This window comes from Streptomyces collinus Tu 365 (assembly GCF_000444875.1).
Taxonomy (GTDB): Bacteria; Actinomycetota; Actinomycetes; order Streptomycetales; family Streptomycetaceae; genus Streptomyces; species Streptomyces collinus_A.
This window is the reverse complement of sequence record NC_021985.1, coordinates 4102983-4119175: the sequence shown is the minus strand read 5'-3', so window position 1 is coordinate 4119175 and position 16193 is coordinate 4102983. Positions and strand designations below refer to the sequence as shown.

Genomic DNA, 16193 nt, shown 5'->3' with positions numbered 1-16193 from the left:
CCGTGCTGCCACTTCTGCACCCGTCGGAAGGGTACACGGCGAGAGAAACGGCCAATGTCCCCCGAATCAGCCTCGATTGCTCGGCTGCACGCTGCCGAGATGAGCGGTGACGCGAGCGTCGTCGAAGGTCCGCTCCACGGGTATCACCATGAGACCTACGTGTTTCCGCTGCTCGGCGAAGCGGGTCCGCTTCGGTCGGGACGCTGGAAATGCCGAGAACCACGGGCTGACCTGCTGTGGTTCGACCGGCGCTGCTTCTTCTCGGAAGAGCAGTTGCTCAAGGCGCTCGGCGGCCGGATCCGTTCCGTTCCCGACATCGTCGAGGTCGGCGGTATGGGGTTGCAGCGCTTCATCGAGGGACAGACACTCGGTTCACTCCACCGGTCCGGCACGGTCGTCCCGGACGTGTTCGGGCGTCAGATCACGGACCTGTTCAGGCAGCTGGTCGCCATCGACCCCACGGCCCTCGAGGTCGAGCGAAGATGTGAGGCGCAGGACCGGCCCGACGACGGCGACACCCAGGGTTTCCTGGAGCGGCTCGTCCATTTCACCGAGCACCGGGTGTACGAGCACAACGCGGACAGGTTCGAGGAGCTCTTCCAGGAGCTCGGACTGAACGCGGGTTGTTTCAGTCACCTGCGCAAGCATGTGTCCGGACTGAAGAAACGTCCGTTCTGTCTGCTCCACGCCGACCTGCACCGCGAGAACTTCATCGTGGACGCGGAGCAGCGCCTGTGGACCATCGACTGGGAGTTGGCGATGGTCGGCGACCCCCTGTACGACCTGGCCACTCACCTCCACCTGATGCGCTATCCCGCCCGGCAGGCGCGGGCGGTGGTCCGGCAGTGGTGCACCACCGTGGAAGCGGTTCGTCCGCACAGCTCGAACGGCTGGCAGGACGATCTCCGTCGGCTGGTCGACTACAAGAAGGCCCAGTCCGCCTTCACGGATGTCATCCGGACCGCTCTCGTGCTGGGAGCCATCGAGCAGGTCGGCTGGCGGCACTTTGTTCCCGCGGCCTTCAGGCTGCGCGCCATTCTGGCCGACGCGGCCGGGGCACTCGGAGTCGAGCTGGTGCCCGGTCCGCGTCGCATCGTGATGGCGCTGATGCGCTGGTGCGGGCGGCACGGGAGCGTACTGGCCGCGGAGTGTTGAACGGCGTCGGCGCTACCGTCACACCCATGACATCCCCGAAACCCGCGGCACGGGCCCCCACAGCGGCCGTATCGCGCGGGCTGCTCCGCGACCTGGCCGAGGTCCGCGCCATGCGCTTCCCGGTGTTCGCCTGCGGTGTGGTCCCGGTCCCGGGCGCCAAGAAGGTCGTACGCCCGCTGAACGGACCCGTGCGGTGCGCGGGCGTGCGGGTGGAGGCCGGGGACATGGTGGTGGCCGACGAGGAGGGTGTGGTGGTGGTGCCCGCGGCCCGCCGGGTGCGGGTGCTCGCCGAGGCGCGCGCCAAGCTCGCCAAGGAGGCGGACGAGACGCTCGACGCGTGGGAGGCGGCACACCGGGCCCGGATCGACGCGATCCTGGCCGACCACGGCTCCGAGGGCTGATCCTTGATCTGATGCTGCTCTTCCTCGACGTCGACGGTCCGCTGCTGCCCTTCGGGGCGGCGGACCGCGCGTACCCCGTGTACGACCGCGGCCACGCCGGGGCCCCGGGCCCCGGCCCGGCGGAGCACCCCCTCCTGCACCGCGTCGACCCGGCGCTCGGGCGGCGGCTGATGTCCCTGGGGTGCGAGTTGGTGTGGGCCACCACCTGGATGGACGACGCGAACGCCAGTCTGGCGCCGTGGCTGGGGCTGCCGCCGCTGCCCGTCGTCGAGTGGCCGGACGAGGACGAGCCGCCGGACCTCCTGCACTGGAAGACGCGCCCCCTGGTCGCCTGGGCGGCCGGCCGGCCCTTCGTCTGGATCGACGACGAAGTCACCGAGGCCGACCGCGCCTGGGTGGCCGTGCACCACCCGCGCCCCGCGCTCCTGCACCGCGTGGACCACCGCTACGGCCTGACCGACGCCGACTTCACGACCGTACGGGAGTGGCTCGACCGGGCCCGCTGCTAGCGTGAGCCCGTGCCGGAATCGGACAGGATGCGCCGCCGCTGAGAGCGGCGGCGCGAACCCCAGCCTCTCGCCGTCGCTCCTGACCCCAGGCCAGGAGCGCCTTCGTGGCGCTCGGACTCCTTCCGTCCCGGAGCGCACCCTTGTTCACCCTGTCCGTCCGCCGCCGTCGGCGTGTCCTCGCCGCCGCCCTCCTCTCCGACGCGGTCTTCCCGCTCGCCATCACCGGCGCCACGGCCGCCGTACCCGAGGCGACCGACGGGCTGCCGGGCCCGGCGGCCCTCGGCCCGTGGACCGTCCTCGCCTACAACGGCCTCTTCGCCGCGGCCCTGCTGCTGGCGGGAGCCACCGCGGACCGCACCGCCCGCACCCGCTTCTTCGCCGCCGGCAACCTCGTGGTCGCGGCCACCGGCCTCCTGTCCGCCCTCGCGCCCGGCCTCCCGGCCCTGGTGGCGCTGCGGGCCGTCGCCGGTGTCGGGGCGGCGATGTGCGCCGCCGGCGGGTCGTCGATGGTCCTGGCCGTACATCCGCCCGGCGAACGGCGCCGGGTCTACGGCTACGTCGGCGCCGTCCTCGGCGGCGGTCTGGCGCTCGGGCCGGTCGTCGCCCAGGGCCTCATGGCCGTCGGCGGATGGCCTCTCGTGTTCGTCGTGCCCGGCGCCGTCGCCGCCCTCGCGGCACTGGCCACGCTCGGCCTTCCGGGCCTTCGCGGCGGCGAGCCGGCCGAGGGCTTCGACCGGGCCGGCGCCGTCCTGTTCGGGCTGGCCGTCGCCGCCGCGGTGACCGCGTTCGGCCTCGGCTTCGGCGGTGCCGTCCCGTGGTGGGGACCCGTCTGCCTGCTTCTGGCCGCGACCGCCTGCGCCACCGCGCTCGTCCGCGTCGAGCGGCGCGTCCCGGCTCCGGTGATTCCCCTGGACCTGCTGCGCATCCCCGCCTACCGGGCGTACGCGGTGGCGACGGGCGCCCTCATGGGCATGCTCGTGGTGGGGCTGACGGTGTTCCCCCGGCTGGTTGCCGGCCGGGTTCTCGGCCCGGGCGGAGCCGCGGTCGTGCTCAGCCTGCTGACCGTGCCGTCCACCGTCCTTCCGCTGTTCGCCGCGCGGTTGGCGCGCCGGCGGGCCCGGCCGCTGGTGACCGGGGCGCTCACGGTGTGCGCGGTCACCGCGGCCGTCCTCCAGGTGACCGACCGGCCCGCCGCCCTGTTCGCCGCCGCCGGGACCGTCGGACTGTGCCTGGGACTGACCGAGGGCGTCCCGGACGGGCAGGCGCTGGCCCATGTGCCCGCCGAGCGCGGGGGCGCGGGAGCCGCGCTGTTCGGCACGGCGCGGATGAGCCTGGAGACCCTGACCCTGTCGGCGGCCGCCGGCGTGACGACGACGCTCGGCCCCGCCGCGGGACTGGCGGTCGCCGGAACGGTCTGCCTCACCGCCGCCCTCCTGCTCCACCGTTCCACGCGCCCCGCAGGCCCCGGCCCCGTGCCGCGTGTCCCGGCCCGGTCGGCCGGAGAGGCGGGAGGGAGGTGAGAGCCTGCGGCACACGGGTACTGATTTGGCCGGTGCGGCTGTTTCGCCGATGGCGGGGCCCGTGCCGGGCGGCCTGGGACGGAGAGGACGTCGGGCGCGCGAGCCGTCCGGCGAGCACGCCTTGCGTCGGTGGCCCGCCCGGCGGCCGGCGCCCCGCAGCGGCGGGCGCCGTGACCACCGGCCCCGCGGCGAGCGGGTGAACCTCCGGCGTGGTGTGGCGCACTCTTGCAAGCAGATGCTTGCAATTGTTAGCGCAGTTGCTGCATGGTGGAGGCATGGCATCGCTCAACGTCGGCAATCTCGGTGAGTACCTGCGCGAGCAGCGGCGCAACGCCCAGCTCTCGCTGCGGCAGCTCGCCGACGCCGCCGGGGTGTCCAATCCGTACCTGAGCCAGATCGAGCGCGGGCTGCGCAAGCCCAGCGCGGAGGTGCTCCAGCAGGTCGCCAAGGCGCTGCGCATCTCCGCCGAGACGCTGTACGTCCGCGCCGGGATCCTCGACGCCGAACGGGATCGGGACGAGGTGGAGACGCGCGCCGTCATCCTCGCCGATCCCACGCTGAACGAGCGGCAGAAGCAGGTGCTGCTCCAGATCTACGAGTCGTTCCGCAAGGAGAACGGATTCTGGATCGGCGAACCGGCGCGGGACCCCGGTGAGGGGACCGTGGAGGAACCGGCCGGCGGCACCGATGCCCCGAGCGACACCGACGTACGCGGCACCCGCACGGCCGGCGGCAGTGATGCCGGTCCGCGGCGGACGACCGGATAGGCGGGCCCTCGACAAGTCAGCCCCGGTCGTGGCACCGCGGACCACACCAACCTCAGCCGAACGCGAATCCGGGAGGACCATCACCATGGCCATCACCGACGACCTGCGCAAGACCTTCAGCGACCCGACTCCGCTCTACTTCGCCGCCGGTACGGCCGACCTCGCCCTGCAGCAGGCCAAGAAGGTGCCCGCGCTGGTCGAGCAGTTGCGCGCCGAGGCCCCGGCCCGCATCGAGGCCGTGCGCAACACCGACCCGAAGGCCGTGCAGGAGAAGGCCGCCGACCGCGCCAAGGAGGCGCAGGCCACCCTGCAGTCCCGGGTCAACGAGCTCATCGGGAACCTCGACGTCGACCTGAAGAAGCTCGGTGAGAACGCCCAGGACCTCGCCCTGCGCGGGGTGGGCGTCGCCGCCGAGTACGCCGTCAAGGCGCGCGAGGCCTACGAGCGGGTCGCCGAGCACGGCGAGCAGGCCGTGAAGACCTGGCGCGGCGAGGCCGCCGAGGAGATCGAGGACCTGGCGATCGCCGTCGAGGGCAAGCCCGAGCCGGTCGCGGAGCCGAAGCCGGCCGAGGCCAGGACCGAGCCCGCCGCGGCGCGCAGGCCCGCGGCGAAGAAGGCCCCGGCTCCCCGCAAGGCGGCCACTCCCACCACGAAGAAGACGACTCCGCCGGCCGAGTGACCGGGGGAACCACGAACGGGCCGGGCACCTTTGCGGTGACCGGCCCGTTCTCCGGGTAGCGTGGCGAAGTAAGGATCGGGAGACGGCGGGCGGTGGGCACCATGCTGATGTTGGGCTTCGCGGGGTTCATGGGGATCTTGAAGATCGTCCTGATGGCCCTCGCCGCGTTCGGGCTGGTCGACGCCGCGTTCCGGCGCGAGGACGCCTTCCGCGCGGCCGACAAGCAGAACAAGGTCTTCTGGCTGATCGTCCTCGGCATCGCGCTCGTGGTCAGCTACCTGTTCTCGATCCTCGGCATCCTGCCGATCGCCGGCCTGATCGCGAGCATCGTCTACCTGGTGGACGTGCGCCCCGCGCTCAAGCAGGTCTCCGGCGGCGGCAACGGCTGGGGCCGCCGCCGCGGCGGAAGCAGCAGCGACGGCCCGTACGGCCCCTACAACGGCGGCCGCTGAGCCGGCGCCCGCGGCGGGGCCGCTGAGCCGGTCCCGCGCCCACACCCTCACCCGCTGCCGCTGCCGCTGCCGCTGAGCGGCTCAGCCGGCACCCGCTGCCGCTGAGCCGCCGCCAGGTGTCCCGCTCAGCCGGTGCGGTCCAGCAGGACCACCGCCACGTCGTCCGTCAGCTCGCCGCCGTTGAGGTCGCGTACCTCGCTCACGGCGGCGCGCAGCAGATCCTCGCCGCGCAGGCCCTCGGCGAGCTGGCGGCGGATCATGTCCACCATCCCGTCCTGCCCGAGCCGCTCGCCGTCCGTGCCGACCCGGCCCTCGATCAGGCCGTCGGTGTAGAGCATCAGGCTCCACTCGCGTCCCAGCTCCACCTGCATCCGGGGCCAGCGGGCGCCGGGGAGCAGGCCGAGGGCGGGGCCGTTGTTGTCGTACGGCAGCAGCTTCGGCGCGCGGCCGGGGCGGGCGATCAGCGGCGACGGGTGGCCGGCCAGGCAGAGCCCGGCCCGGCGGCCGTCGGGGGCGATGTCCACCGTGCACAGCGTCGCGAAGATCTCGTCGTCCGCGCGCTCGTGCTCCAGCACCTGCTGCAGCGTGCCCAGCAGCTCGTCCCCGCACAGCCCGGCCAGGGTCAGCGCCCGCCAGGCGATACGCAGCTCCACGCCGAGGGCGGCCTCGTCCGGGCCGTGGCCGCAGACGTCGCCGATCATGGCGTGCACGGTGCCGTCCGGGGTGCGGACGGCGTCGTAGAAGTCACCGCCGAGCAGCGCGCGGGAGCGGCCGGGGCGGTAGCGGGCCGCGAAGCGCAGCGAGGCGCCGTCCAGCAGCGGCGTGGGCAGCAGCCCGCGCTCGAGGCGCCGGTTCTCCTGCGCGCGGAGCTTGCCCTCGGCGAGGCGCCGCTCGGCGGTGTCGGAGCGCTTGCGCTCGACGGCGTAGCGGATGGCACGGCTGAGCAGCCGGCCGTCCAGCTCGTCGCGGAACAGGTAGTCCTGGGCGCCGACACGCACGGCCTCGGCGCCGCGCTCGGCGTCGCCGGAGGCGGTCAGGGCGAGCACGGCGTGCCGGGGGGCGAGCCGCAGCACGTGCCGGAGCACCGCGAGCTCGTCGGCGTCCTCGCCGGCGGGCCGGCCGGGCGCGGGCAGCGCGAGGTCCAGCAGGATGCAGTGGACGTCGTCGGTGAGCAGCCGCTCGGCCTCGGTGAGGTTGCGGGCGGTGCGGACCCGGATGGGCTTGCCGGAGGCGTCCACGAGTTCGGGCACGATCGGCGACCCGGCCGGATCGTCCTCGATCAGCAGCAGGGTGAGAGGGGCGGCGTTCGCGCCGCCGGTCGTGGCGCTGCGGTGAGCCTCTTCCTTGAGGGGGCCACCTTGGGCTGCGGCGTGCGCCTGACCACTCTCCACGGCCGGGATCGCTCTCTGCCGCGGTACGGGTACGGGCATCGTCCTGGTTCCTTCCCTCCCCCCGAGGGCATGGCGGGTGCGAGGGACCTCGACCCACCGACGGGTGACCCTAGCGGTACAGCCCGCCCCGATGGAATGGTGTGAGCCCCGTCGCTCCAGTGCAGGCCACCGTCATATGCCGCGTTCCGTACCGCAGTTGGACAGGCCGCCCCGGCGGGGCGAATGACGAAGCTCACGTACCCCCCGGGTTTCGCCGGGGATTGGGGGTGCGGTGGGTCACACGGCGGCCCGGCGGGCGCGCGTGGGGGCCGTCACATGACGTGGCTCACGCGTCCGGCCGGACGACCCCGAGGATCGGCATGGTGCCCGCGCCCGCGACCGTCACGGTGCGCCCCGGACGCGGCGCGTGGATGATCGCGCCGTCCCCGACGTACATCGCGACATGGCTGGCGTCGTCGAAGTAGATGATGAGGTCGCCGGGGCGCATGTCCTTGACGTCGACGTGCTTCAGCTGCCGCCACTGCTCCTGCGAGGTGCGCGGGATGGGGTGCCCGGCGTCCGCCCAGGCCTGGGAGGTCAGGCCCGAGCAGTCGAAGGAGTCCGGGCCCTCGGCGCCCCACACGTACGGCTTGCCGAGCTGGGCCGTGGCGAACGCGACCGCCTTCCTGCCCTGCTGGGATGCCTTGCCGTCGATCTCCTTGAGGATGCCGGTGTCCAGCCACTGGGTCTGCGCCTTGTACGCGGCCTGGCGCTCCAGTTCGGCGAGCCGCTCCTTCTGCTTCTTCTCCAGCCGGGACTCCAGCTGCTCGGCCTCCGCGATCTGCCGCTTGATCTTCTTCTTCGCGACGGCCTTGGCCTTGCGGTTGGCGTCGAGCTTGCGCCACTGGGCGGAGGCGTCGTCGGCGTACTCGCGCAACTCCTGCTGGGTGCGGGTCATTTCACCGATCAGCTTGGTCGTCGCCCGCTGGCCGTTGAGCACCGTGCCGGCGCCGTCGAGGAACTGCTGCGGGTCGTCGCTGAGCAGGAACTGGGCCGTGGGCGGCAGTCCGCCGCCGCGGTACTGGGCGCGGGCCGACGCGCCCGCCTGGTCCTTCAGGCGGTCCAGCTTCCGCTGCCCCGCGACGATCTTCTTCGCCAGCGCGACGATCCGGGCGGACTGCTCCTTCGCCCGCTCCTCGGCCGCGTTGTAGGAGTCGGTGGCCACCGCCGCGTCGTGGTAGAGCCGGTCGAGTCTCTCGCGGACCTTCTCAAGGTCCTTGTCCGGCGGGGGAGTCGGCACCGCGCCGGGGGTCGCGCCCGCGCGCGGGGCGGCGCCGGTGCCGGGGACGGTGCCGGGGACGGTGCTCGTGCTCGTGCTCGGGGTGGGTTTCGGGGCGGCGAAGGCCGTGCCGGGTGCCGCCAGCACGGTCACCGCGCAGACCACGGTGACGGCTGCCGTGAGCAGGCCGCGTTTGCCCGTACCCATACTCTCCCCCAACCTGATTTACCGTCAGTAACTTACGTGGCCTGAGGGATCGTGCCACGGACTCGCGCAAAACGACAGAGGTCGTCGGAAGTCGGATCATCACCCGTCCGCACCCGGCCCGCCGGCGCCCTCCCCGCCCGTCCGCACTTCTCCCCGGGGCGTCCGCCCGCTACGACGATCTCCCCGCCGATGTGACGAACGACGCACGGAGATCGTTCCGCCCCGCCCCGCCCGGCGTGTCGCCGGTCAGCGGGTGCGCGGTGCCAACGCCGCCCAGGAGACCGTCACTTCCCCCTGGCGCCAGCGGGCCGGGGAGTCCGTCACCGGCCAGTCGGCGCGCAGCGCGCGGACCGTGCGGATCCAGCGCTGGCGGGCGCCGTAGGAGGCGTAGGGCGCGGCGGCCGCCCAGGCGCGGTCGAAGTCGCGCAGGAAGGCGTGCACCGGCTCGCCCGGCACATTGCGGTGGATCAGCGCCTTCGGCAGCCGCTCGGCGAGGTCGGAGGGGCGGTCCAGGGAGCCCAGCCGGGTCGCGAAGGTCACCGTCCGGGGCCCCTCGGGCCCGAGCGCCACCCACACGTGCCGGCGCCCGATCTCGTCGCAGGTGCCTTCGACCAGCAGCCCGCCGCGCGAGCCGCCGCCCGCCGGGGCGAGCCGCGCGCACAGCCGCTCCCACACCGCGGCGACCTGCTCCTCGTCGTACTGGCGCAGCACGTTGGCGGCCCGGACGAGGGCCGGCCGGCCGGGGACGGGCACCTCGAAGCCGCCGTGCCGGAAGGTCAGCCCCTCGCGCTCGTACGGCTTGGCCGCGGCCACCCGCTCCGGTTCGATCTCGACGCCGACCACGCGGGTGCGCGGGGCGGCGGTCCGCAGCCGGCCCAGCAGCTCGACGGCGGTCCACGGCGCCGCCCCGTAGCCGAGGTCCACGGCCACCGGGTCCACGGCGCGGCGCAGCTCGGCGCCGTGCGTGGCCGCGATCCAGCGGTCCATGCGGCGCAGCCGGTTGGGGTTCGTCGTGCCGCGCGTCACCGTTCCCACGACGGGCCCGCCCGAGCGGAGCCGGGCGGGGGGGAGGGTCGTCGCGCGGGGTGCCATGGCTACGAGGGTAGGCGGGTACCCGGTGGGCCAAGACGACACGTCGTCGAACGGTTGAGCGAGCAAGGGTAATGATTCGTTAAAGCGTCTTGATCGGGAATGGGAGCCGAACGCGCCACTGTTGCACCCCCGTGGAGGGCGAGACCGGTCCTCCGTCCGGCATGCCCGCAGCAAGGAGGACCGCCACGTGAGCCAGTACGCCGCCAGGCTCGGGCGTCGCTCCCCGTCGGCCCCCTCGCGCCTCAGGCTGCACCGCAGGCCCCGGCGCGTGGCCATGCTCTCCGTGCACACCTCGCCGCTGCACCAGCCCGGCACCGGCGACGCCGGCGGCATGAACGTCTACATCGTGGAGCTGGCCCAGCGGCTCGCCGCGATCAACATCGAGGTCGAGATCTTCACCCGGGCCACGGCCGGCGGCCTTCCGCCCACCGTCCCGCTCGCCCCCGGCGTCCTCGTCCGGCACGTCGACGCCGGCCCCTACGAGGGCCTCGCCAAGGAGGAGCTGCCCGCCCAGCTCTGCGCCTTCACGCACGGCGTGATGCAGGCGTGGGCCGGCCACCGCCCCGGCTACTACGACCTCGTCCACTCCCACTACTGGCTCTCCGGCCACGTCGGCTGGCTCGCCGCCCAGCGCTGGGGCGTCCCCCTGGTGCACGCCATGCACACCATGGCCAAGGTGAAGAACGCCAGCCTGGCCGCAGGCGACACCCCCGAGCCCGCCGCCCGCGTCATCGGCGAGACCCAGATCGTCGCCGCCGCCGACCGGCTCATCGCCAACACCGCGGAGGAGGCCGCCGAGCTCGCCCGGCACTACGCGGCCGAGCCCGCCAAGGTCGCCGTGGTCCACCCGGGAGTGAACCTCGACCGCTTCCGCCCCGGCGACGGCCGCGCCGCCGCCCGCGCCCGCCTCGGCCTGCCGCAGGACGCGCTGGTCCCGCTCTTCGCGGGCCGCATACAGCCCCTGAAGGCCCCCGACATCCTGCTCCGTGCGGTCGCGGTGCTGCTGGACGAGCGCCCGGAACTGCGCTCCCGGATCGTCGTGCCCGTCGTCGGCGGCCCCAGCGGCAGCGGCCTCGCCAAGCCCGAGGGGCTGCAGAAGCTCGCCGCGCGGCTCGGCATCGCCGACGTCGTACGGTTCTGCCCGCCGGTCGGTCAGGAGCGGCTCGCGGACTGGTTCCGCGCCGCCTCCGTCCTCGTCATGCCGTCCTACAGCGAGTCCTTCGGCCTGGTCGCCATCGAGGCGCAGGCGGCCGGCACCCCGGTCCTCGCGGCCGCGGTCGGCGGGCTCCCGGTGGCCGTGCGCGACGGCGTCACCGGCTTCCTCGTCGACGGCCACGACCCCGCCGCCTACGCGCGCGTGCTGCGCCGTTTCGCCGACGAGCCCTCCCTGGCCACGGACATGGGCGCGGCCGCCGCCCGGCACGCGCAGGGCTTCGGCTGGGACACCGCGGCGGCCGTCACCGCGGACGTGTACACGGCCGCGACCCAGTCCCACCGCCGTCGCGTACGCTCCCAGCATGGGTGATGTGGAGAGGGCCGCACAGGTCATCGAGGGCGTGCTGAAGGACGCCGAACTGGAGTGGGAGAGCCCGGAGACCGGGAACTACGTCGTCAGACTCCCCGGCACGCGCAAGCTCTCCACCACCGTCTCGCTCCTCGTGGGCCGCCACACCCTCTCCCTCAACGCCTTCGTCGTCCGCCACCCGGACGAGAACGAGGCGGGCGTCCACCGCTGGCTGCTGGAGCGCAACCTCAAGCTGTTCGGCGTGGGTTACGCCGTCGACCGGCTCGGCGACATCTATGTCACGGCCCGCCTGCCGCTCGCCGCCGTCACCCCCGAGGAGACCGACCGTCTGCTCGGCCAGGTGCTGGAGGCCGCGGACGGCGCCTTCAACACCCTGCTGGAGCTGGGCTTCGCCACCGCGATCCGCAAGGAGCACGCCTGGCGGGTGTCCCGGGGCGAGTCGACCAAGAACCTGGACGCGTTCAAGAGCCTGATCGAGCGCCCGGCCGACTAGCGCGCCCGGACCTCTCGGGCCTTCGGGCCTCCCGGTCTCCTGGCCCTCGGGCCTCCCGGTCTCCGGCAGCGCCTGGCCGCTCCCGCGTCTTCTCGCCGCACGCCCCCTTCCCCGCCCCGGGGCTCCGTGGCATGCTCGCCGGCGACGCATTCCTGAACGTCGTTCATATCCATGAATACGAAGGGGTGGCCGGACATGAACCACGAGCACATCGGCAGACGCGCACTCCTCGCCGGCGCCACCGCCGTGGCCCTGGGGGCGGTGACGGGCGCGGCGACGGGCACGGCGGCAGCGGCACCCGCCTCCCGGGCCGCCGCCCCCGGGGCAGCCGGAACACCCGATGCGAGGGGTGAAATCCCCGCCCTGTGGCATGAGTTCGCCCGCACCCCGTTCACCCACCCGCAGGTGCCGTTCGTCGGCCGGGCGGGGTGCCGCGCCGGAACCCGCCGCCTCCCCCGCCCCCGCACCGTCGCCGACGTCACCGACTTCGGCGCCGTGCCGGACGGCACCACGGACTGCGCACCCGCGATCAACCGTGCCATCGCCGCCGCCGGAGAGGCCGGCGGTGGCACGGTCACCATCCCGCCCGGCACCTTCCGCATCGACGACGTGATCCGCGTCGGCGACTCCGGCGTCGTCCTGCGCGGCGCCGGCAGCGGCCGCACCACCCTGTACGCCACCAGGAACCTCACCGAACTGATCGGCCCCTACGGCTCGCGCTACGGCGGCGACAAGTCGTCCTGGTCCTGGGCGGGAGGACTGATCTGGCTGGCCCCCAGGGCCCGCCTGGACTCCCTGGTGGCGGCGATCCGATCCCGCGCCTGGCCCTTCGAGGGCTGGACCGGCAACGCGCGGGACGAGTGGACGACCCTCACGACGGTCGAACCGGCCCGCCAGGGCTCCTGGACGGTGACCGTCGCCGACGCGCACCGCCTCCGGCCCGGCCGGCTGGTCCTGCTGCGCCTCGCCGACGACGAGACCCACACCCTGCTGCAGCACATGTCGGGCGGTGGCCCCGGCCCAGCGGCCTACTCCTGGGCCGACAAGACCAAGCTGACCTCGTACGTCCCCTACGAGTGGCCCGTACGGATCACCCGGGTGCGCGGCCGCCGCGTCACCCTCGAACGCCCGCTGCCGCTCGACCTGCGCCCCGAGTGGGACCCCCGGCTGACCACGCACGTCCCGGAGCTGACCGGCTCGGGGGTGGAGGGGCTGACCCTGGAGGCGGTGCAGACCCCGCAGTCCCCGCACCTCCTGGACAAGGGCTACAACGGCGTCGTCCTGCAGTGCGCCTACGACTGCTGGGTGGACGACGTCACGGTCCGGCACGTCGACAACGGCTTCGGCCTGGTCGCCGCCTCCGCCTGCACCCTGCGCCGCACCCGGGTCGCCGGCCGCGGCTCCCACCACCCCTACTTCTGCCGAGAGGGCTCCCACGACAACCTGGTCGAGGACTTCACCGTCGAGCGGCGCACCGTCCCCGCGCCCGCCGGCACCCAGCTGCACGGCATCAACGTCGAGGGACTGTCCTCCCACAACGTCTGGTCGCGCGGCGACATGCGGATGGGCACCTTCGACAGCCACCGCGGCCTGCCCTTCGCCAACGTGCGCACGGACATCACGGTCGAGAACGACGGCCGCCACGGCGGCGACGCCAGCGCGGGCCCGCTCTTCGGGGCCCGCTTCACCCACTGGAACATCCGGGTCACCAACGGCCGCGCCGGACTCGTGAAGATCGACGGTCTCGCGCCCCGCTCGGCGACGGTCGGCCTGAACGAGGTCCGCGAGTTCGACCAGACCGACGTCCCCGACTTCACCGGCGACCTGCGCTCCCGCCTGGAGCTGTACGGCACCACGGACGTCGTACGCCCGCGCAACCTGTACGACGCTCAGCGCGCGCTGAGCCGGTAGCGCCCCGGGGTGACCCCCACCAGCTTCTTGAAGTGCCGGGTCAGATGGGCCTGGTCGCAGAACCCGGTCGCCGCCGCCACCTCGCCCGGCGACCGCCCGTCCAGCAGCAGCCGGCGGGCCCGCCCGACCCGGCGGGACGTCAGGTACTGGTGCGGGGGAAGGCCGTAGGCGGTGCTGAACGCCCGTACGAGATGGGCGGGATGGGCGTGCAGCACCCGCCCGGCGTCGGCGAGGGCGAGCCCGTCGGCGAGGTGCTCGTCGAGCAGTTCGCGCAGGGAGCGCGCGAGCACCGGGTCGGGACGGTGGGTGCGGTCGGCGCCGGCGGATCGCCGCCGCAGGTGGTCCCGCAGCCGCTCCCCGACGAGGGCCAGCCTGCTCTCCGCCTCCAGCTCGTCACCGGCCCGGGACAGCGCGCCGTGCAGCTGCCCGACCCGCAGCCGCAGCACCGGGTCCCGGAGGTCGGGCCCGTCCACCGCCGGGCCGATCAGCTCGTCGCCCAGGTGGCTGGCGTCGAGGTACAGCACCCGCTTGCGGAAGCCGTGCGGGGTGGCGGGGGAGCCGTTGTGCGGGACGTGCGGCGGCAGCAGCGTCACGGTGTCGTGCGGGGTGCCGTGCTCGTGCCGGTCGAGCTCGTACCGTACGGCCCCGTCGTCGACGATGAGCAGCGTCCAGGCGTCGTGGACGTGCATCGGATAGGCGTACTCGGTGAAGTGGGCGTGGAAGACCTCCACCACGCCCGGGATGCGCGGGCGCCAGGCGGAGACGTCCGGCTGAGCGACTGCGGCCACGCAAAGAACGTACAAGACGGTCCCGCGCCGCGAGCGGCAGTCTCATCGCATGGACACCGACCCGATCCGCTTCGACACCAAGATCGCCGTGCTGCTCCGCGAGGACCTGGAGCCCTGGCAGCGCCTGAACGTGACGGCGTTCCTCGTCAGTGGCCTGGGCAGCCGGCTGCCCGAGCTGGTCGGCGAGCCCTACGAGGACGCCGACGGCGTGGCCTACCTGCCGATGTTCCGCCAGCCGGTGCTGGTCTTCGAGGGCACGAAGGAGACCCTGAAGGCGGCCCACGCCAAGGCCCTCACCCGCGCCCTGCCCCGCGCCGTCTTCACCGCCGACCTCTTCGGCACCGGCAACGACCGCGACAACCGGGCGGCGGTACGGGCCGTCCCGACGGCGGACCTGGACGTGGTCGGCCTGGCCGTGCACGGGCCGCGCAACGCGGTGGACAAGGTGCTGAAGGGGGCGCGGATGCATCCGTGAGGTGACCGCCGGCCGCGCCGGTTCTCCCTCACCCGGCCTCGGTCTGCTGCGTCGCCCGCCCCCTGGGGCCACCGCCCCGGCCGGCCCCGTCCGCCCTTCAGGCCGTGCTGACCTCGGGCTCGGGCTGGGGGCCGGTCATGGCTCCGGCACCGGCACCGGCACCGGTGTGTGGGCCTCGGGGCCGGCCGCCGCGGCGACCGGCGCGTCCGCGTCCGCCGCCCGCCCCTCCGCGAGCCCCGGCTCCTCCGCGAGCGCCCGCTCCTCCGGGAGCCCCCGCATGAGCACCGCGTACCCGACGCCGGCCGCCGTGCCGACGAGCGCGCACATCCCCCACAGCCACTCCGCGCCGAACCGGTCGATGACCGCACCGGACATCAGCGGGGCGATGAGTGCCGCGACGGACCAGGACAGGGTGTACACGCCCTGGTAGCGGCCGCGCCCGTGGACCGGCGAGAGCGCGACGACGAGCCCGGTCTGCGTCGGGGCGTTGACGATCTCGGCGAGCGTCCACACGCACACGGTGAGGGCGAACACGCCGACCGATCCGGCGAAGGCGGTGAGCCCGAAGCCGTACCCGGCGAGGACGGACGACACGACCAGCAGCCGGCGCGGATCGCGGTGCTCGATGAAGCGGGTGACCGGGATCTGCAGGGCGACGATCAGGAAGCCGTTGACGGCGATGGCGAGGCCGTAGTCGGCGGGGGAGTACCCGGCGCGGCCCATGGCGACCGGCAGCCCGACCGAACCCTGCTGGAAGACGAGCGCGACCAGGAAGCACAGCCCGACGACGGCCATGTACCGCCCGTCGCGCAGCACCGTGCCGAGCCGGACGTCGTCCTCGCCCGCCTGCTTGGCCATGGCCGTGGGCCGCGACTCGGGCAGCTTGAGGAAGACGACGATCGCGCAGGCCAGGGTCATGCCGGCCTCGATGAGGAACCCGGCGAGGTAGCTGTACTGGGCGATGAAGCCGGCGCCCATGGACGAGACGGCGAAGCCGAGGTTGATGGCCCAGTAGTTGAGCGAGAAGGCCCGCACCCGGTCCTCGGGCCGGACGATGTCCGCCAGCATCGCCTGTACGGCGGGCCGGGAGGCGTTGGAGGCCATGCCGACGAGGAAGGCGACGGCGGCGATGGCGACCGGGTCGTGCACGAAGCCGAGGAGCGCGACCGAGCCGGCGGTGGCGGACTGGGCGATCAGCAGGGTGGGCCGCCGGCCGAGCCGGTCGGCCATCACTCCGCCGCCGAGCGAGGAGACGACGCCGCCGAGCCCGTGCAGGGAGGCGACGAGACCGGCGTAGGTGGCGGAGTAGCCGCGGTCGAGCGTGAGGTAGAGCGCCATGAAGGTGGCGACGAAGGCGCCGAGCCGGTTGACGAGGGTGCTGGTCCACAGCCACCAGAACTCGCGGGGGAGACCGGAGACGGTCTCCCGTGCGGCACGTCTGAGACGGGCTTCGGACATGACAGGACCCCCACGGAGATGTACGGCGAGACGCGGCGAGACGGACGGCGGTGTAAGCGGCTGAAGCGGCACCTGGAACTTACAAGCGGGGATCAGGCCGGGGCCACTCAAT

The 16193-nt window shown here is 73.7% G+C and carries 15 protein-coding genes and 1 pseudogene; 11 read left to right on the top strand and 5 right to left on the bottom strand.

Annotated elements, in window-relative coordinates:
• The first annotated feature begins 99 nt into the window (after nt 1-99).
• The 7 genes and pseudogenes from B446_RS17895 to B446_RS17865 all read left to right on the top strand — a co-directional run bounded on the left by B446_RS17895 (nt 100) and on the right by B446_RS17865 (nt 5483).
• On the top strand, nt 100-1155 hold the full coding sequence (locus tag B446_RS17895) for an aminoglycoside phosphotransferase family protein (RefSeq protein ID WP_234967509.1): 1056 nt from the start codon (nt 100-102) through the stop codon (nt 1153-1155).
• Nucleotides 1156-1223: 68 nt separating this feature from the next.
• Nucleotides 1224-1556 (top strand): annotated as a pseudogene (locus B446_RS17890) (RraA family protein); the annotation flags it as partial.
• An 11-nt stretch (nt 1557-1567) separates the two neighbouring features.
• Nucleotides 1568-2065: an HAD domain-containing protein gene (locus B446_RS17885; RefSeq protein ID WP_020940858.1), complete on the top strand. Its 498-nt coding sequence runs from the start codon at nt 1568-1570 to the stop codon at nt 2063-2065.
• A 140-nt stretch (nt 2066-2205) separates the two neighbouring features.
• Nucleotides 2206-3585, top strand: coding sequence for an MFS transporter (locus B446_RS17880; protein ID WP_078614742.1), 1380 nt, complete (start codon nt 2206-2208; stop codon nt 3583-3585).
• A gap of 275 nt (nt 3586-3860) precedes the next feature.
• Nucleotides 3861-4352 (top strand): helix-turn-helix domain-containing protein, encoded by a 492-nt coding sequence (locus B446_RS17875; protein WP_020940856.1) that lies wholly within the window; start codon nt 3861-3863, stop codon nt 4350-4352.
• A gap of 85 nt (nt 4353-4437) precedes the next feature.
• A complete protein-coding gene (locus tag B446_RS17870) occupies nt 4438-5031 on the top strand; it encodes a hypothetical protein (RefSeq protein WP_020940855.1) in 594 nt (197 codons plus the stop codon).
• 101 nt (nt 5032-5132) lie between these two features.
• Entirely contained in the window at nt 5133-5483 is a 351-nt protein-coding gene (locus tag B446_RS17865; RefSeq protein WP_043478526.1) for a DUF2516 family protein, read from the top strand.
• Nucleotides 5484-5608: 125 nt separating this feature from the next.
• Here the strand turns inward: B446_RS17865 and B446_RS17860 are convergent, their stop codons facing one another.
• The 3 genes from B446_RS17860 to B446_RS17850 form a co-directional block, all read right to left on the bottom strand.
• Entirely contained in the window at nt 5609-6913 is a 1305-nt protein-coding gene (locus B446_RS17860; RefSeq protein WP_020940853.1) for a PP2C family protein-serine/threonine phosphatase, read from the bottom strand.
• A 286-nt stretch (nt 6914-7199) separates the two neighbouring features.
• Nucleotides 7200-8339 carry a C40 family peptidase gene (locus B446_RS17855; protein WP_020940852.1) on the bottom strand — a complete coding sequence of 380 codons (1140 nt, stop codon included), beginning with the start codon at nt 8337-8339 and terminating at the stop codon, nt 7200-7202.
• A gap of 246 nt (nt 8340-8585) precedes the next feature.
• The gene (locus tag B446_RS17850; protein ID WP_419184159.1) at nt 8586-9431 is read right to left on the bottom strand and encodes a class I SAM-dependent methyltransferase; all 846 of its coding nucleotides are present in this window, start codon (nt 9429-9431) and stop codon (nt 8586-8588) included.
• Between the two features lie 187 nt (nt 9432-9618).
• Here B446_RS17850 and mshA point away from each other — a divergent pair, with 187 nt between their 5' ends.
• The 3 genes from mshA to B446_RS17835 all read left to right on the top strand — a co-directional run bounded on the left by mshA (nt 9619) and on the right by B446_RS17835 (nt 13360).
• Entirely contained in the window at nt 9619-10956 is a 1338-nt protein-coding gene (gene mshA, locus B446_RS17845) for a D-inositol-3-phosphate glycosyltransferase (RefSeq protein WP_020940850.1), read from the top strand.
• Nucleotides 10949-11449, top strand: coding sequence for a YbjN domain-containing protein (locus tag B446_RS17840; protein ID WP_043475902.1), 501 nt, complete (start codon nt 10949-10951; stop codon nt 11447-11449). Before mshA ends, B446_RS17840 begins: the two co-directional genes overlap by 8 nt.
• 195 nt (nt 11450-11644) lie before the next feature.
• A complete protein-coding gene (locus tag B446_RS17835; RefSeq protein WP_020940848.1) occupies nt 11645-13360 on the top strand; it encodes a glycosyl hydrolase family 28-related protein in 1716 nt (571 codons plus the stop codon).
• Here the strand turns inward: B446_RS17835 and B446_RS17830 are convergent.
• Nucleotides 13339-14148: a helix-turn-helix transcriptional regulator gene (locus tag B446_RS17830; RefSeq protein WP_020940847.1), complete on the bottom strand. Its 810-nt coding sequence runs from the start codon at nt 14146-14148 to the stop codon at nt 13339-13341. The two genes, B446_RS17835 and B446_RS17830, sit on opposite strands and share 22 nt — an antisense overlap.
• A gap of 49 nt (nt 14149-14197) precedes the next feature.
• Between B446_RS17830 and B446_RS17825 the strand changes: the two genes are divergently transcribed.
• Nucleotides 14198-14623, top strand: coding sequence for a DUF2000 domain-containing protein (locus B446_RS17825; RefSeq protein ID WP_020940846.1), 426 nt, complete (start codon nt 14198-14200; stop codon nt 14621-14623).
• A 135-nt stretch (nt 14624-14758) separates the two neighbouring features.
• Here the strand turns inward: B446_RS17825 and B446_RS17820 are convergent, their stop codons facing one another.
• Nucleotides 14759-16081 carry an MDR family MFS transporter gene (locus B446_RS17820; protein WP_020940845.1) on the bottom strand — a complete coding sequence of 441 codons (1323 nt, stop codon included), beginning with the start codon at nt 16079-16081 and terminating at the stop codon, nt 14759-14761.
• Between the last annotated feature and the right edge of the window lie 112 nt (nt 16082-16193).

Bases quoted from the DNA above. Each gene is read 5' to 3' on its own strand.
- B446_RS17895 (WP_234967509.1), top strand. From the start codon at position 100: ATGAGCGGTGACGCGAGCGTCGTCGAAGGTCCGCTCCACGGGTATCAC.
- B446_RS17885 (WP_020940858.1), top strand. From the start codon at position 1,568: ATGCTGCTCTTCCTCGACGTCGACGGTCCGCTGCTGCCCTTCGGGGCG.
- B446_RS17875 (WP_020940856.1), top strand. From the start codon at position 3,861: ATGGCATCGCTCAACGTCGGCAATCTCGGTGAGTACCTGCGCGAGCAG.
- B446_RS17870 (WP_020940855.1), top strand. From the start codon at position 4,438: ATGGCCATCACCGACGACCTGCGCAAGACCTTCAGCGACCCGACTCCG.
- B446_RS17865 (WP_043478526.1), top strand. From the start codon at position 5,133: ATGCTGATGTTGGGCTTCGCGGGGTTCATGGGGATCTTGAAGATCGTC.
- B446_RS17860 (WP_020940853.1), bottom strand. From the start codon at position 6,913: ATGCCCGTACCCGTACCGCGGCAGAGAGCGATCCCGGCCGTGGAGAGT.
- B446_RS17855 (WP_020940852.1), bottom strand. From the start codon at position 8,339: ATGGGTACGGGCAAACGCGGCCTGCTCACGGCAGCCGTCACCGTGGTC.
- B446_RS17850 (WP_419184159.1), bottom strand. From the start codon at position 9,431: ATGGCACCCCGCGCGACGACCCTCCCCCCCGCCCGGCTCCGCTCGGGC.
- B446_RS17840 (WP_043475902.1), top strand. From the start codon at position 10,949: ATGGGTGATGTGGAGAGGGCCGCACAGGTCATCGAGGGCGTGCTGAAG.
- B446_RS17835 (WP_020940848.1), top strand. From the start codon at position 11,645: ATGAACCACGAGCACATCGGCAGACGCGCACTCCTCGCCGGCGCCACC.
- B446_RS17825 (WP_020940846.1), top strand. From the start codon at position 14,198: ATGGACACCGACCCGATCCGCTTCGACACCAAGATCGCCGTGCTGCTC.
- B446_RS17820 (WP_020940845.1), bottom strand. From the start codon at position 16,081: ATGTCCGAAGCCCGTCTCAGACGTGCCGCACGGGAGACCGTCTCCGGT.